15 protein-coding genes are annotated in these 15,697 nt (G+C 45.4%); all 15 read right to left on the bottom strand.

What is annotated here, in order from left to right:
* Positions 1-129: 129 nt before the first annotated feature.
* Positions 130-1,260, bottom strand: a complete 1,131-nt coding sequence (locus Q0785_RS01045; RefSeq protein ID WP_298823957.1) for a DUF2382 domain-containing protein — start codon at positions 1,258-1,260, stop codon at positions 130-132.
* A 125-nt stretch (positions 1,261-1,385) separates the two neighbouring features.
* Positions 1,386-3,434 (bottom strand): catalase, encoded by a 2,049-nt coding sequence (locus tag Q0785_RS01040; RefSeq protein WP_298823955.1) that lies wholly within the window; start codon positions 3,432-3,434, stop codon positions 1,386-1,388.
* A gap of 123 nt (positions 3,435-3,557) precedes the next feature.
* A complete protein-coding gene (gene glsA, locus Q0785_RS01035) occupies positions 3,558-4,529 on the bottom strand; it encodes a glutaminase A (protein WP_298823953.1) in 972 nt (323 codons plus the stop codon).
* Positions 4,530-4,691: 162 nt separating this feature from the next.
* Entirely contained in the window at positions 4,692-5,294 is a 603-nt protein-coding gene (locus Q0785_RS01030) for an alpha/beta hydrolase (protein WP_223640354.1), read from the bottom strand.
* Between the two features lie 226 nt (positions 5,295-5,520).
* Positions 5,521-6,402: an Hsp33 family molecular chaperone HslO gene (gene hslO / locus Q0785_RS01025; RefSeq protein ID WP_298823950.1), complete on the bottom strand. Its 882-nt coding sequence runs from the start codon at positions 6,400-6,402 to the stop codon at positions 5,521-5,523.
* 19 nt (positions 6,403-6,421) lie between these two features.
* Positions 6,422-6,655 (bottom strand): DUF896 domain-containing protein, encoded by a 234-nt coding sequence (locus tag Q0785_RS01020; RefSeq protein ID WP_298823948.1) that lies wholly within the window; start codon positions 6,653-6,655, stop codon positions 6,422-6,424.
* 21 nt (positions 6,656-6,676) lie between these two features.
* A complete protein-coding gene (locus tag Q0785_RS01015; RefSeq protein WP_298823945.1) occupies positions 6,677-7,159 on the bottom strand; it encodes an Rrf2 family transcriptional regulator in 483 nt (160 codons plus the stop codon).
* Positions 7,160-7,339: 180 nt separating this feature from the next.
* Positions 7,340-7,873 carry a chromate transporter gene (locus tag Q0785_RS01010; protein WP_298823943.1) on the bottom strand — a complete coding sequence of 178 codons (534 nt, stop codon included), beginning with the start codon at positions 7,871-7,873 and terminating at the stop codon, positions 7,340-7,342.
* Entirely contained in the window at positions 7,870-8,469 is a 600-nt protein-coding gene (locus Q0785_RS01005; RefSeq protein WP_298823941.1) for a chromate transporter, read from the bottom strand. Before Q0785_RS01005 ends, Q0785_RS01010 begins: the two co-directional genes overlap by 4 nt.
* Positions 8,463-10,067, bottom strand: a complete 1,605-nt coding sequence (locus tag Q0785_RS01000; protein ID WP_298823939.1) for a gamma-glutamyltransferase family protein — start codon at positions 10,065-10,067, stop codon at positions 8,463-8,465. The genes Q0785_RS01005 and Q0785_RS01000 overlap by 7 nt, the downstream gene beginning before the upstream one ends.
* A gap of 63 nt (positions 10,068-10,130) precedes the next feature.
* Positions 10,131-11,129, bottom strand: coding sequence for a dipeptide ABC transporter ATP-binding protein (locus Q0785_RS00995; RefSeq protein WP_298823937.1), 999 nt, complete (start codon positions 11,127-11,129; stop codon positions 10,131-10,133).
* Positions 11,092-12,108, bottom strand: coding sequence for an ABC transporter ATP-binding protein (locus tag Q0785_RS00990; RefSeq protein ID WP_298823935.1), 1,017 nt, complete (start codon positions 12,106-12,108; stop codon positions 11,092-11,094). The genes Q0785_RS00995 and Q0785_RS00990 overlap by 38 nt, the downstream gene beginning before the upstream one ends.
* A gap of 7 nt (positions 12,109-12,115) precedes the next feature.
* The gene (locus tag Q0785_RS00985) at positions 12,116-13,669 is read right to left on the bottom strand and encodes an ABC transporter substrate-binding protein (RefSeq protein WP_298823933.1); all 1,554 of its coding nucleotides are present in this window, start codon (positions 13,667-13,669) and stop codon (positions 12,116-12,118) included.
* 22 nt (positions 13,670-13,691) lie between these two features.
* On the bottom strand, positions 13,692-14,579 hold the full coding sequence (locus Q0785_RS00980; RefSeq protein ID WP_298823930.1) for an ABC transporter permease: 888 nt from the start codon (positions 14,577-14,579) through the stop codon (positions 13,692-13,694).
* Positions 14,580-14,594: 15 nt separating this feature from the next.
* Complete coding sequence (gene nikB / locus Q0785_RS00975) at positions 14,595-15,536, bottom strand: nickel ABC transporter permease (protein ID WP_298823927.1); 942 nt, start codon at positions 15,534-15,536, stop codon at positions 14,595-14,597.
* Positions 15,537-15,697: the final 161 nt, after the last annotated feature.

The raw sequence follows: 15,697 nt of genomic DNA, 5'->3' as shown, positions 1-15,697 counted from the left end.
TCCTTGGTGCAAAGCAGCCACTTATGGGTTAATTCTTTCAACTGCCCGCATTGCTTATTGCTCTAAACTTTACGCAGCCGTATAAAAAAAGGCGGGGATATCTCCCCGCCTCATCTTTCATTTCATAGATTATAAACGGTCTCGGTCAGTGCGGTTTTGGCGGTCTTTACGAGTTAACTCGTCGTCTGTCACATTGGTATCTTCATCGATATCCGCTTCTTCACGACGTACAGTCTCATTAACAGTTTCAGTGTCCTGCACTTTGCGTTTTCCGACCACAATCTCTTCAGCTACTACGTCTTTTTTTGTAACTTCAACGCGTTCTTCTGATACTGGGATGTGGATGTTTTCGCCTTCTTGATAAGCATCTCCAGTTAAACCAGAATCCTTATCGAAGGAATTCCCAGTTGTTTCTTCGTTTACAGGACGGCGCTCTACATATACTTCTTCACGCTCTACAGGTACTTCGATTGATTGGTTCTCTTCGACAACGTGTTTCCCGACATTCACTTCACCGGTTTGTACACGCTCTTTGTCGACATTTAACCGTTCTTCATGCAGACGGAGTTTTTCTTCATCCGTGCCAGTGCGATCAAGGTCTCTGTCTTTAGCGTCAAAGTTATCCGTGCGATTGACATCATCAACCGTACGATCTGATCCTAAACCGAAACCTGTGCCTGAATCTTTTCCGACACCGGCTGTTTCCGTAGTATCACGGCTGAACTTATCGTCTTTTTTATTGTAATAAACGTCATTTTCAGCATTTGTATCCACTGTCAAACCATCTTTGGCTACAGCTTCGTCATCCATACGGCCTCTGCTGCTTCCTAATCCCGCTCCGGTAGCCCCGGTAGCTCCGGCTGCACCCATTGTGCCTGCCGCGTTGCTCGTAGAAGTGTTGTCGTATGGTGCTTTACCTTCATAGTTCGCACCGTACTCACGGTCTACAAACAATAGGATTTTGCCGTTCTGTACTTCTTTGTAATAACGGTCAGCTTCTGCTTCATCTACACCCATTCCAGAGAAAGCTTGGCGTGTAGGTTCATCCCCTGACAGGAATCCCATGAACTTATCCATCCAGTTGCCTTCGGATGATTTGTAATCCACATCTGTCCGTCCCCGGACCATTGAAATTTGATCTTTATCGCGTGCCATTACATACATATCTTCTTCGCGGGAACCTTGTGCTTTCAATTCCTCAATTTTTTTCAATACTTCCGTTTCACTGTTGAATGTTCCCATAAATTTATTGTTGGCCATTTTCTATTCCTCCAATTTTTTATGCGTATTTTGAAAATGCTTGCTTAGTTTAGAAAATACCCCGCATGTTTTTTCTTAAACATTTCAGCGTTTTAAGATTTTAGTTTCGGCTGTTTTTTTCTTCTTTATTCGACTTCTCTATCCCAATGGCGATGCGCTGTGATGGCTTCAAGGAACGGCTCTGTAAAATTGGAAGCATCGTTTGAAGCAACGACTCCTGGCTGATCTTCGATTGCGGCTGCCTTCAGCCATTGCTGGCCATCATGTGTCGCACCGATCGGTTTGTAATGATCGAATGCTTCTCCAATATAGCGGGCTGCCTCTTTAGCAAACTTCCTGCTGACATCAGGTCCTCCGACGGCATAAATGGCGTCATATAGAACCGGATCGGTCGTGGTGAATGTATGGTCGACTTCAAGTTCTTTACCGCTCGAGCCCATCACTGTACCTTGCATTTCACTGACCACTTCGTATTGAACACCTTTCGCCTGGAGTCCTTCGAGAATTTTCAGCACTTCTGCATCATTAAAGCCTTTATCTGCCAGGACTCCGACTTTACGCGTATCTGGGGATTTCACGGTATTGTCCAGGCTCAAGGCCGGAGAAGCTTTAATCACATCAGATCCACCGCTTATTGGAGGCTCGACTCCGATATTCTTAGCCACTGCCTGCGCCATTTCCAAGTTGACATTCGTGAACATCTCGACAGCGCCTTCACGAATCCACTTCTCCTGGCATTTTCCAAGCTCGAAGCTGAAAGCTTCGACAATATGCTTTCGTTCGGGTTCTGTCATACTGTTCCAGAACATGGTCGCTTGTGAGAAATGATCCTTAAAGCTCTCACTGCGGGCACGCACTTTACGTCCTTCCATTTTTTCCTGGTAATGAGAATAGCCGCCTTCAGCTTCACTGACAGGAGCTGGCGTACTGTTCGTAAATGAACTCTTTTGGTAGGATACTCGCCCTTTATTGATCGTTTGGCGTCCGAAACCATCTCTTTGGTTATTGTGGAATGGGCAAACTGGACGGTTGATCGGCAGTTCGTGGAAATTCGGTCCATTCAAGCGCAGCAACTGGGTATCTGTATAGGAAAACAGGCGACCTTGCAGCAAAGGATCGTTCGAGAAATCGATTCCCGGTACCACATGCCCCGGATGGAAAGCCACCTGTTCTGTTTCCGCAAAGACATTGTCGACGTTGCGGTTCAAGGTCATTTTTCCGACGATCTGAATCGGAATTTCTTCCTGTGGCCATAGTTTCGTGGCGTCCAACAGATCAAAGTCGAACTTGAACTCGTCTTCCTCCGCGATAATCTGGACGCCCAGCTCCCATTCAGGGAAATCTCCCTGTTCAATGGAATCATACAGATCCCGACGATTGAAATCCGGATCTTTTCCGGCGATTTTCTGTGCTTCATCCCACACAAGAGAATGGGTTCCAAGCGTCGATTTCCAATTGAATTTAACGAAATGTGATTTTCCTTCAGCATTGACGAAGCGGAATGCATGCACACCAAAACCATCCATCATCCGGAAACTGCGGGGAATTGCGCGATCAGACATCAGCCACATCATCATATGCGCTGTTTCCTGGTTGTTGATGACAAAATCCCATAAGGTGTCATGCGCACTTGCGGCCTGCGGCATTTCATTGTGCGGCTCCGGCTTCACAGCATGGACAAAATCCGGAAACTTGATGGCATCCTGAATAAAGAACACCGGCATATTGTTGCCGACCAGATCATAATTTCCTTCTTCGGTATAAAACTTCGTAGAAAATCCTCGGACATCTCTCACAGTTTCAGCAGATCCCTTCGATCCGGCAACTGTGGAGAAACGGACAAATACAGGCGTCTTCTTGCCTTTTTCAGACAGAAACTTGGCTTTTGTCAAATGCTCCAACGATTCATACGCCTCAAACACACCATGTGCAGCATATCCTCTGGCATGGACAACACGCTCTGGAATCCGTTCGTGGTCAAAATGGGTCATTTTTTCACGGAAATGAAAATCTTCCATCAAAGTGGGGCCGCGCTCTCCTGCTTTCAATGAAAATTCATCTTCCGCCATTTTCAGCCCTTGATTAGTCGTCAAGCTCTTACCGTTATCATCCGTCCGGTACTGCTCCAATTGTTCATTCTTGCTGTTTTCATTCACTTCAGGTTCTTTCGCCATTTTGCCACTCCTTTTATTTTTATATTCCTTCTTTTACTACCCTGTCTTGTTTTAATGCACACCTCTATTTTTAATTTATTCAGCAAAAAACTCCGCAGGCTGTTGAAGCCTGCGGAGTTCCTATTAAAAAATGCTTAAATCCCATTCTTTCGAAATTTGCCGCAGCATCATCGTGCCAGCTGCACTGTTTCCTTGTACATCGATTGCAGGGCCATAGACACCAATGCCCGCTCCTGCCCGGAATTCATACGTTTGCGAGTGGAGTTTCGGTGGAACAGCAGCCATGATACCACCTGAGACACCGCTTTTCGCCGGAATCCCGACATGAGCTGCAAAATTTCCGGAAGAATTATACATGCCGCATGTGACCATGAGGACTTTCGCCACCTGTGCGATTTCTTCAGAAAAATGCTTTACCTTTGTAATGGGATTGAACCCGTCATATGCGATGATCAGGCCAATCAATGCCAAATCCTTCGTGCTCACTTTAATCGCGCATTGCCGAATGTAAATATCCAGCGCTTCCTCCACTTCGAGATCCAGGAACTTCGCTTCTTTCAAATAGTAAGCTAATGCCCGGTTCCGATGAGATGATTTCCATTCGGAATCGTATACTTCCTTATCAAGCTCAAGCGGATGGCCCACCAGTTCTTCCAGAAAATGCAGCAGGAATTCATATTTCTTCTGGCTTGTCTGTCCTGGCAGCAACGCTGAAATCGTGATTGCTCCTGCATTGATGAAGGGATTGAACGGCTTGTTCGGACGATGGATTTCAAACGGGATAATTGAATTGAACGCTTCTCCGGTCGGTTCTACATCCACCCGCTCCAACACAAAATCCAACCCGTAATGGCAGCTCAATGCGATGAATGTCAACGCTTTTGAAATGCTCTGCAGAGTGAATTCCTTATCCGTATCTCCTGCGCAATAATAATTCCCCTCATCATCGACCATACAGATTCCGAGTTGGCTCGGATCCTCTTTTCCAAGTGCCGGTATGTACTGCGCGGTGGTTCCCAATACGGCATGGCCCTTATTATCTTTGACCCAAGCCTCTAACTGCTCCTGAATACGCGGATTGGTTTGCACTGCCATCCCTCCTTCTACTTCTTTCCTCCTATCATGAATGAAAGCAGTCGGCTTTGTCAAAAGCTGTTAACCATGCAGGATCAACAACTTTAGGCATTGTCTGCTTTTTGCATCCATACTCAATGAATGAAAGAAAAAAACCTTCCCTGCGTACAGGGAAGGTTTACTTTATAACTTGTCGTACCAGGCTTTGGCGGCTTCCACTTCAGGCATCGTCAATTGATGGCCGAAGTCTTCCCAATGCAACTCAGTGTTTGCACCGGCGCTTGTCAGCAGCTTGTCAAGATCTGTCGATTCTTCTGCCGGACAGATGGGATCGTTGGTGCCTGCTGCGATAAACACGGGAACACCTGTTAAATCGGGCAAATCCGCCTCGCGGTTGGGCACCATCGGATGATGAAGAATTGCTCCTTTTAATGAGTCTGAATACGTGAACAACAAATTGGCGGCAATGTTGGCGCCATTTGAATAACCGATTGCGATGACATTACTACGGTCAAATCCATGCTCCTCAGCAGCCTCTCCAATAAACTCATGGAGCTCTTCTGTGCGGACTTTCAAATCTTCCATATCGAAGACACCTTCTGATAACCGTTTAAAAAAGCGGGGCATGCCATTTTCCGATACGTTGCCGCGAACACTCAATACAGAAGCCTCCGGGTCGATATGGGCAGCGATGGCCAGCAAGTCATTTTCATTTCCACCTGTTCCATGAAGCATCAGAAAAGTTGGTTTAGCAGGATTGCTGCCTTGTTGAAAAATATGTTTCATCATGAATAACCTCCAGTTGTAATCTAGATAAGTTGACGTTGGGAGCTAAATTTCAGCCCATCGATATGCCGGTAAAGAGTGACTTACCGGACTGAGTCGAGCTGCTTCTCCAATTCCCTAATTTCACTAAAAGAAACTTATCTCGAATTCAAGATAATGATATCATAGATTTTCTTTTCCTCCAATAGAAAAGGTCCATCGCACAAACTGCGTGGACCTCCTATAGTTATCCTGCCTCTGGATTCAACATATCTTCCAGATTTTCTTTTGAAAATAGATAGTTTTCATTGCAGAAATGGCATTGTGCTTCCGCTTGGCCGTCTGTAACGATCATGTCTTCGATTTCAGCAGTTCCTAAGCTTTGAATGGCTCTGGAAATGCGGTCTCTTGAACATTGGCATTGAAACTGGACGGGCATTTCATCCAACACCTTAACGTTTCCGATGCCCAATACCTCATTTAGAATATCTTCCGGCGTCATGCCCTGGCGAACCATATTGGAAATAGTCGGAATGACTTTTAAGCGTTCTTCAATTTCCAGGATGACTTTTTCTTCAGTTCCCGGCAGCAATTGGATGATGAATCCGCCGGAAGCCTGGATGGTATTATCAGGATTGACGATTACGCCAACACCTACTGATGAAGGGATTTGTTCTGAAGTGACAATATAATGGGTGAAATCGTCACCCAATTCACCGGACACTAAAGGAACCTGCCCGACAAAAGGCTGAAGCAATCCAATGTCTTTCGAAACCGCTAATGTACCGTCAGTACCTACAGCTCTTTTGACATCCAGTTTTCCCTGCTCGTTCAAATCGAAATGGGTCAAGGGATTCGTCACATAGCCACGGACTTCTCCTTTTGCATTTGCATCCACTAAAATTGTGCCAATCGGACCTCCGCCGTTAATGCGGATGGTCAGTTTTTCTTCGCCCTTCATCATCGCACCGAGCATGACGCTCGCTGTCATGGAACGGCCAAGCGCTGCAGATGCAGTCGGCCATGTATAATGGCGGCGCTGCGCTTCTCCTACAGTTTTTGTTGTACGCGCAGCATAAGCACGGACTTGTCCATCGTATGCTAAAGCTTTCACTAAATAATCGTTCATATTGTTCTCCCTTTCTATATCAAGCTTTTAAGCTTTGATCGCCTTGTTTTTTTGCACGTACTTTGTCAGGCGTGATATCGTCACCCAATGGATCGATGACCGTCATATTGGTGACAGTCCATTCGATCTGTCCGCGGATTGACCGCAAATAATCTTCACGCAGTACTTGACGTTCCACTTGCTCCGCGTTTGTCAGCCCTTCTTCACGTGCTTTTTTTGCCAATTGATTGATGCGCGGTAAAATCGCGATCATTGTTCTCCCTCTCTTCTCTCTTTAACCTACAAGTTTTTGGGACAGCCATTCGGTTAATTTTTTTGTTTTTTCCTGGAATCGTTGCTCCTTCATTTTCTCTGAAAGAACAGCAATTGTTTCCTGTTCCATTCGGAAACGCCATGCATTTTCTGCATCGATCATCAAATCCGTCAACAGACAGCATCGCTCCGGCTCCTCAAGTTCCAGCAGGTCGCCCATCACTCCACTTGAGGTATACAGCGCTTGCTGTCCTTCAATGGCCATATATATATCAAACACATTAATGTCTTCCGGTTTTTTGTTGAGCTTGAACCCGCCTTTAACGCCTGGTACAGAAGTGATCAAGCCTGCACTGACCAGTTTTCTTAAGAGCTTTTGAAAATAGGTCGGGGAAGTCCCGAGTTGCTGGCTGATGGCTTCGCCCGGAAGCACCGCCTTGTCCGGCAGCATATTCAATAGAAGAATTGCATACACCGATTGCTCTACACCTGGTTTCATATGCACCCAAATCACCCTCTTTCAATTACGGATAAACTTTATCCTTGTTGTCCACAATAAACTATCTTGAATTAAAAGTAAATAATAGTGCCTGGCTTTCCAAAACTAAAAAAAGCCATCCGCAATTGGATGGCCTGATCATCTTCAAATCAGCTGATTGAAAATATTTTATATTAGATCGCAAAACTAAATCATTCCGGACACTGCTCCATAAGCAAGCGCCATTAAAATGACAAAAGCCGGATGCACTTTCCTGATTTCCAGCAGCCAATAGCTGATGATGATCAGAATCACTGTTTGTACAGTTCCTGAAGTATCAACTGAAGTCATGAAAAATTGGAGAGTCATAGCCCCGAGCAATACAGCAATGACTGGGCGGACAAGCTTGGTGATGTTTTTGACTTTCGGTGAGTCTTTGTATTTCAAAAGGGTCACCATCAAAAGGACCATCAGTATAAGAGACGGTGCCACTGAAGCGAACAAAGCGACAATCGACCCCAATATTCCGCCTTCCATATAGCCGATGTACCCTGCCATTTTTGTTGCAATCGGACCGGGAAGCGCATTGCCCAATGCCAGAACTTCCCCGAATTCCTGAGTTGTCATCCAGCCATAACGGTCCACCACTTCTTTTTCCACAAGCGGAATGGAAGCAGGCCCCCCGCCATAACCTAGAACACCGGGAATAAAAAATGCTAAAAAGATGGACCAATAAATCATTTTGACTCTACTCCTTTCTTAAAGGAAGTTAAGGAAAGAACCAAAACACCTAATATGACAATCGCCGGATGAATATTCAATAATTCCAGCAGGATAATGGCGATCCCTGTAAACAGGATGGCTCGGCCGATTCCCAATGCCTTGCCGGATTTCTGAAAGAAATCCCATGTCATCACCGCCAGCATGACGCCTACGACGGGAACCACGGCGGCTGACATGCTGTTGACCCATTCAAGATCTTTGTATTTCTGTAAAATACCCAACAGGATGATCATCAGGACCACTGTCGGGACAACGGAAGCAGCCAGTGCTACAAGGCAGCCCACGATTCCATTGACCCTATAGCCAATATAGCCCGCCATCTTCGTGGCAATCGGACCTGGCATCGTATTCCCTAAAGCCAATGTGTCGCCGAACTCATCTTCTGTCATCCATTTGTAGTTGATGACCGCCTCACGGTGAAAAAGCGGGATAGCAGCGGGTCCACCACCGAATCCAAGTAAGCCTACACGGAAAAAAGCGAAGAAAAGGTCTTTATTGATTTTCAGACTGGAAATCCCCTGTTTCTTTTTCTCCGCTTTTCTAGCGCCTACCAAGCAGCCACCGCACCATCTGTACGCGATTCGGTACCTCCGGCCAACACACCTGTTTCGGGATTGCGCCAAATAATCTGGCCTCTTCCGAAACTGCCGCCATCTGTCGCGACTTGAATTTTATGGCCTTTACGGGCTAAAGCCTGCGCCAGGTAGTTCGGGAAGCTCGGTTCCACCAGAACGGTTTTCCCTTCCATCCACTGCCATCTTGGTGCATCAAGTGCAGCTTGTGGATTCATTAGATAATCGATGGTATTGGTGATCACTTGGAAATGTCCTTGTGGCTGCATATATCCACCCATTACACCGAATGGCCCTACAGCTTTTCCGCCTTTTGTCAGGAATCCTGGAATGATGGTATGGAAGGTCCGCTTGCCGCCAGCCAGCACATTCGGATGCTCAGAATTAAGGGAGAAGTCCGCTCCGCGGTTCTGCAGCCCGATTCCAGTCCCTGGAATGACGATGCCTGAGCCGAAGCCCATGTAATTGCTTTGGATATAGGAAATCATATTGCCTTCTTCATCTGCTGCCGACAAATACACGGTACCGCCTTTGGGCAATTCATAAGGTTCCGGATCAGAAGCGGTTTCGCCGATGGTTTCAGCGCGTGCTGCGGCGTACTCTTCAGATAGTAGGTGTCCCGTGCTGACCGGCATATATTCAGGCTCCGTAATGAATGCTTTGCCATCTGTAAATGCCAGTTTCATCGCTTCAATTTGCTCATGGTAAGTATCGGCAGACTGCCATTTCGGTTCGCTCATCTCTTTGAAGATATTCAAGGCCATCAAAGCGACCATCCCCTGGCCATTCGGTGGAATTTCCCAAACTTCATAACCTCGGTATTCCGCAGAAACCGGTTCAACCCACTCAGGTTCGAAAGATTCCAGATCTTCCTTCGATAAAAACCCTTCGTGCTTTTTCATGAAGTCATCGATTTTGTCCGCAATGGCGCCTTCATAAAAAGAACGTGCATCGGTTTGCCCGATTTCAACCAAGGTTCTGGCATGGTCAGGTGATGACCACATCTCACCAATTTCCGGTGCGCGGCCGTTCGGTGCGAAAGTATCGAACCAAGCTTGATACTCGTCACCTGTAAATGAAGATTTATAGTTGGAATAGGCAGCTTTCCAGTATTTCCCGAGAATCGGCGTTAATGGATAACCTTCCTCCGCATAACGGATTGCAGGCTTCAAAGCATCCGCCAGTGACAGCTTGCCGAACTTCTTCGACAATTCTGCCCATGCAGCAGGCACGCCTGGAACCGTTACAGGCACCAAGCCATGTGTCGGCATTTTATCAAAACCAAGCGCTTTGACTGCCTCCGGAGAGATACTTTTTGGTGCAGGGCCTGAGCTGTTTAAGCCGTGCAGCTTGTCTTTGACCCAGACCAGCGCAAAGGCATCTCCACCGATGCCGTTCGATGTCGGCTCGACAACCGTCAACGCCGCAGCAGTTGCGATGGCTGCATCAATGGCATTTCCCCCGTTCTGCATAACTTCAATGCCGGCCTGTGCCGCTAGTGGCTGTGAAGTCGCCACCATCCCTTTTTTTGAAAATACGGTATGCCGTTGTGATGCAAACGGATTTTGTAAGTAGTCCATGAAAACTCCTCCTGTCAGTATAAAAGCCGAATGCGGAAACACTTCCCGCATTCGGCTTATTGGTTATCCGGCAAAGTGGCAAGCTGCAAAATGATTTTTTTCATGTTCGATAAATGCAGGTTTGTCCACTTTGCAAACTTCTTGTGCGATGGGACAACGAGTGTGGAAAGGGCAGCCTGAAGGGGGATTTGCCGGATTAGGCATATCCCCGACCAAGCGGACCCGCTCTACCTTGGCATTCACTGTTGGTCTTGGAATGGCGGATAATAATGCCTGTGTATATGGATGAAGTGGATTCTTAAAAATATTGGAAACATCACTCATCTCTACTGTATGCCCTAAATACATAACCAGTACACGGTCGCAGAAATAGCGAACCACTCCCAAGTCATGTGAAATGAACAAATAGGAGAGATTGTATTTTTCCTGGAGCGTTTTTAACAATTTTAATATTTGCGCCTGTACAGAGACATCCAATGCTGAAACTGCTTCATCACAAATAATGAATTGAGGATTCAAGGCTATTGCACGGGCAATTCCGATCCGCTGACGCTGTCCACCGCTGAATTCGTGAGGGTAACGGTCATAATGTTCGGGTTTTAGACCGACTTCTTTCAACAGGTCCTCTACTGCGTTTCTTCTTTCTTGTAACGGCATGTCCGTATGCATCTTAAAGACTTCATCCAATGCATGCCCAATACGTTGACGCGGATTCAATGAAGCATAAGGATCCTGAAAAATCATCTGCATTTCTTTTACGAACTTCTTCTTCTCTTTTCTCTTTAAATCTTGAATCTCCTGCTCATTGAAATAAATTTTTCCATCCGTCAGCTCTTCCAATCCTAAAATGGTTCTGCCCAAAGTCGACTTGCCGCATCCTGATTCTCCGACTATTCCAAGACTTTCGCCTTTGTAGAGCTTCAGGGAAACGGATTCCACTGCTTTTACATTACCTTTCACCCGTTTTAAAACTCCAGCTTTAATCGGGAAATATTTTTTGACATTATCCAATTCCAATAAGATATCAGACTTTAAGGGTGACTTTTCTTTGATTGTCGTCAAGCGGTTTCACCTCCTTGTCTGCTAGCCAGCAACTCGCATAATGCCCTCTTCCTACATTAAATTCCGGAGGTACGTCTGTTTTACATTTATCCATCGCAAACTTGCATCGGGGGTGGAACCGGCAGCCAGTTATTTTTTCATTCAATCCTGGCATATTTCCCGGAATCGGCTCTAATTCAAATTCTGGATCATCTACATTCGGTACTGAATTTAATAATCCTATTGTATAGGGATGCTGAGGATTTTCAAAAATCTCCTGTACTGGCCCTTCTTCTATCTTTTTTCCGGCATACATGACCATGACACGATCGGCAACTTCTGCCACAACCCCCATGTCATGTGTAATCATCAAGACGCCCATATCCAATTTATCCTTCAAATCTTTGATCAGATCTAAAATTTGTGCTTGAATTGTTACGTCTAAAGCGGTGGTCGGCTCATCCGCTATCAATAGGCTCGGGTGGCAGGCAAGTGCCATGGCTATCATGACACGCTGCCTCATTCCCCCACTGAGTTCATGCGGATACTGATTCAATCGTTTCTCTGCATTTGGTAGACCTACTTGCCTAAGCAATTCGATACTTTGTTTATTGGCCTCTGCTTTTGACAATTTATGATGCAGAAACAGCGGCTCCCGCAATTGATATCCGATGGTCAGCACTGGATTCAACGCAGTCATCGGCTCTTGAAAAATCATTGACATTTTATTTCCCCGAAGCTGACGCATCTGCTCATTTGAAAACGTTTGGAGAGACTCCCCACTTAAGAAGATTTCTCCACTTTCAATGGTCCCGTTCGAAGGCAGCAACCGCATCACAGATAAAGACGTAATGCTTTTTCCGCATCCGGACTCTCCGACGATACATAAGGTTTCGCCTTTATTTACATGAAAAGAGACATCTCTGACCGCTTGTAATGAACCTTCCGCTGTACGAAAAGACGTCACTAAATTTTTCACTTCAAGTAATGTCTCTGCCATACTTTCCCTACTCTCTTGTTACATTTTGTAAGAACCATTGTCCATTCGGATCCAGTTGAAGCCCTTGGATTGATTGATCTGTAGCAGCAGTCACTACACCGTGGTACATGACAATGGCTACATCTTCATCTAACATCAATTGGTTCGCTTCTGCCAGATGGTTTTTGCGCTCTTCCTGATCTACTGTTGTGCGTGATGCTTCGACAAGCTCATCAAATTCAGGATTGCTATACTGTGCTCGGTTAGAAGCCCCAACATTATCTGAGTGGAAGTTTGGATACAGCATTTCAGAACCGTCACTTGTTACATTGGACCAACTCAGGAATGTCAGATCATACTCTCCAGCACGTGCAGTATCAAGGAACGTCGCCCATTCCATTGTTTCAATCTCTACGTTGAACCCTGCTTCTGTCAATTGTGATTGGACAATCTCTGCCATGAGGATAAAGTTGTCTCGGTTGGCAGCCAGCAATTTAATCGGCTCATCGCCGAATCCGTTTTCTTCCACTAATTGTTTTGCCGCTTCCGGATCATAGTCAGTTCCAGCATCGTCTGCTGATTCGTCATACCCAAAAACTTGAGGCCCAAGAATGCTGTCGCTTCTGACACCCAAACCATTTAAGTTCTCCACGAAAGCATCACGGTCGATTGCGCTTGCTACCGCTTTCCGGAAGTCCGGATTCTGATTGCGTTCCGTTGAATGATTGAATGTCAGATAATAAACCGGTGTGCCTTCTTTTTTCGTCACTTCGATATTCTCCAGTGATTCAACACGTGATAGCTGTTCTGATGGTAAAGCGTCGATGAAGTTGACTTCACCGGTTTGCAGCATAGAAATTGCTGTTGAAACTTCAGGTACGACTTTGTAAGTCACTCTGTCCAGATCAGGAGCGCCGTTCCAGTAATCTTCATTTTTTTCCAGAACAATTTGATCTCCTTGATTCCAGCTTGTAAATTTGAAAGGACCTGTGCCTACAGGCTCTTGCATCAAGTCCTGAGCTTCGTCAGCTGTTGGTGAAATAATCGCAGCATTTGAGTGGGACAAAGCTGCCAATAAAGGTCCGTACGGATATTTCGTTTTAATCTCTACAGTCGTTTCGTCAACTGCTGTAACGGTATCAACCGGCTCCAATAAAGAAGCACGCGGAGCGGCAGTAGCTGGATCAATTAATTTTTCAAACGTGTACTTCACTGCTTCCGCATTGAATGGTGTGCCATCCTGAAATTCAATTCCTTCTTTCAGCTTGATGACCCACGTCAGCTCGTCTATATTTTCATAGGACTCAGCTAATTTCGGTTCAAGTTCCATCGTTTCAGGATTACGCTCAAACAAATTTTCATAAATCTGCGACATAACACTTGAAGATACCGAGTCATTCGTTAAAGTCGGCGAAAGTCCTACTGCATCTGTAGTAGAAGCATAAATCACTTCCTGCTCTACATTTTCTGAAGAAGCCGTTCCTTCTCCGCCGGTTGCGTCTTCCGGAATTGTACTTTCCGAACATGCACTTAAAATCAGTATTCCGATTAATGTCAATAAAAGCAGCCATTGTTTTTTCATCAATAAAGTCCCCCAATATGTTTTATTGTTGTAAATCCATGTTTGGATCAAGCGCATCCCGAAGGCCATCGCCTAATACATTAAAAGCAAAAACAGTCAGCATAATTGCGATTCCCGGCACGATCGTCAAATGTGGCGAAGACCACATGAAATCCTGTCCCTGGGAAATCATCGCTCCCCATTCAGGTGTTGGCGGCTGCGCCCCTAGTCCGAGATAACTCAGCGCAGCAGTTGAGAGGATTGCTGTTGCCATCCGCATGGTAGCGAAAACGATGATGGGCGCTGACGCATTCGGCAAAATATGGCGGACCATAATACGAAGATCGGATGCACCCATCGAACGCATTGCCATGATATATTCTTTTTCTTTTATAGATAATACCGATCCCCGGACAATGCGGGCACAGGTCGGAATCGACCAGATACTGATGGCGATCGCTACGTTCACCAAGCTTGTACCGAGAATCGCAATAATCAACATAGCCAATAAAATTCCCGGAAATGAAAAAAGCAGATCTACAAAACGCATGATGATAGCATCCATTTTCCGATAATAGCCGGCCAACATGCCGAGTATTATGCCTCCGACAAGACCTAAAACTACAGCCACACTTCCTACCACAAGGGAAATTCGTGCTCCATAAACAATGCGGCTCCAGACATCACGTCCGTAATTGTCCGTTCCCAACCAGTGTCCCTCGCTGAAAACCGGCATTTCCCTATTCGCTAGATTTTGTGTGACGGGATTATGAGTTGTAATGAATGGGGCGAAAACCGCTATTAGAACCTGAAGAACAACGATAACGAGCCCAATGACCGCTAACTTATTTTTAAGTAAACGCCTAATCGTCGTAATATAATATTTCTCTCTTTTTTTAGGTTTCAGCTCCATAGTGTCGGCTGTTGTCATGGCTTCCCCACCTCTCTATTCATATTTGATACGTGGATCAATATACGTGTAAACGATATCCACGATTAAATTAACGATTACGAACAAGGTTGCCACCAGTAAAACAGAACCCTGTACCATCGGGAAATCACGTGCTGCAATAGCATCGATCATCAAACGCCCGACACCATTGATGGCAAATACTTTTTCAGTGATGATTGTGCCGCCCAAAAGGAAGCCAAAATTCAACCCAATAACCGTAATGATTGGGATCATCGCATTTTTTAAGGTGTGAATCCAAATCACATTGCGCTCTCTCACACCTTTCGCCCGAGCCGTCCGAACATAGTCGGCACGAATCACTTCAAGCATAGAAGATCTGGTCATCCGGGCAATCATAGCAGCAGAGCCTGTTCCAAGAGTGATTGCCGGTAAAACCAATTCTTTAATACCGTCAATTGTATAAAACGGATTCGACATTCCACCTACAGGAAGCCATTGAAGATTTACGGAAAATATTAAAATCAGTAAAGCACCAAGCCAAAAATTCGGAATCGAAATACCCGCGAGCGCAAATGTGGTTGCTGAGATATCCAATAAGGAGTTCTGTTTCAATGCAGAAACCAGTCCAGTTATAACTCCGATGATTACTGCCACAATCATGCTGGCAATCGCCAATTTCAAGGTATTTGGAAACCGCACCATGATAGCATCTGCAACCGGCTGAGAGGTTTGATAGGAGTAACCGAAATCTCCTTGAACCGCATTTCCTACATATCGTACGTACTGGGTGAGAAAGGGATCATTCAAACCTAAATTGTCCCGAATTGCTGTAATATCTGATTCTGTAGCTGTCGGTCCTCCAATCACAGCAGCTGGATCTCCTGGAGCGATGTACATCGAAGAAAATACGAGGAATGAAATACCGAACAATAAGAACAGCAATTGTAGAGCTCGACGCGTTATTAAAGAAATCAATTTCACACCTCCAAATCATTTGTTAAGCATTTATTCAATTTTACTTACTAAAAGTAAATAAATTGATAATTTCGATTATAGAGCACAAGGAAATAAAAATCTACACTATTTTTTCAACAATACGAATTTTTCATTATTTACCTTACTTAAAGTTCTTCATT

It is taken from the genome of uncultured Planococcus sp. (assembly GCF_947501725.1).
GTDB classification, from domain to species: domain Bacteria; phylum Bacillota; class Bacilli; order Bacillales_A; family Planococcaceae; genus Planococcus; species Planococcus donghaensis_C.
The sequence above is the reverse complement of the archived record's forward strand: the minus strand, read 5'-3'. Positions and strand labels throughout refer to the sequence as shown.